Consider the following 612-nt stretch of genomic DNA (forward strand, 5'->3'; position numbering starts at 1 on the left):
CTTAAATAAAATCTTAAAAGACATTGTCGTTAAAAGAGAATATTTTAAAGGGAGGAAAATCTATTACACGCCCGGTTGGGATTGCCATGGCTTGCCCATTGAGCAGCAAATTTTAGAGCAATTAGAAAAAGAAAAAACAAGCCTAGAAAACCCCACGCTGTTTAGAGAAAAGTGCCGAGATCATGCCAAAAAGTTTTTAGAAATCCAAAAGAATGAATTTTTACAATTAGGCGTTTTGGGGGATTTTGAAGATCCTTATAAAACCATGGATTTTAAATTTGAAGCGAGCATTTATAGGGCTTTAGTGGAAGTGGCTAAAAAAGGGCTTTTGAAAGAGCGCCATAAGCCTATTTATTGGAGTTATGCATGCGAGAGCGCTTTAGCGGAAGCTGAAGTGGAATACAAGATGAAGAAATCGCCCTCCATTTTCGTGGCGTTTGGTTTGAAAAAGGAGAGTTTAGAAAAATTAAAAGTCAAAAAAGCGAGCTTGGTGATTTGGACGACCACGCCTTGGACTTTGTATGCGAATGTGGCGATCGCTTTGAAAAAAGACGCTATCTATGCGCTCACCCAAAAAGGCTATTTAGTCGCTAAAGCCTTGCATGAAAAATT

1 protein-coding gene is annotated in these 612 nt (G+C 38.6%); it reads left to right on the forward strand.

Going from position 1 to position 612, the window contains the following annotated elements; genetic code table 11:
* A partial coding sequence (locus IE271_RS44635; RefSeq protein WP_190195532.1) for a class I tRNA ligase family protein occupies positions 1 to 612 on the forward strand: 612 nt, incomplete at both ends.

The sequence above is a fragment of the Streptomyces minutiscleroticus genome (genome assembly GCF_014650875.1).
GTDB classification, from domain to species: domain Bacteria; phylum Actinomycetota; class Actinomycetes; order Streptomycetales; family Streptomycetaceae; genus Streptomyces; species Streptomyces minutiscleroticus.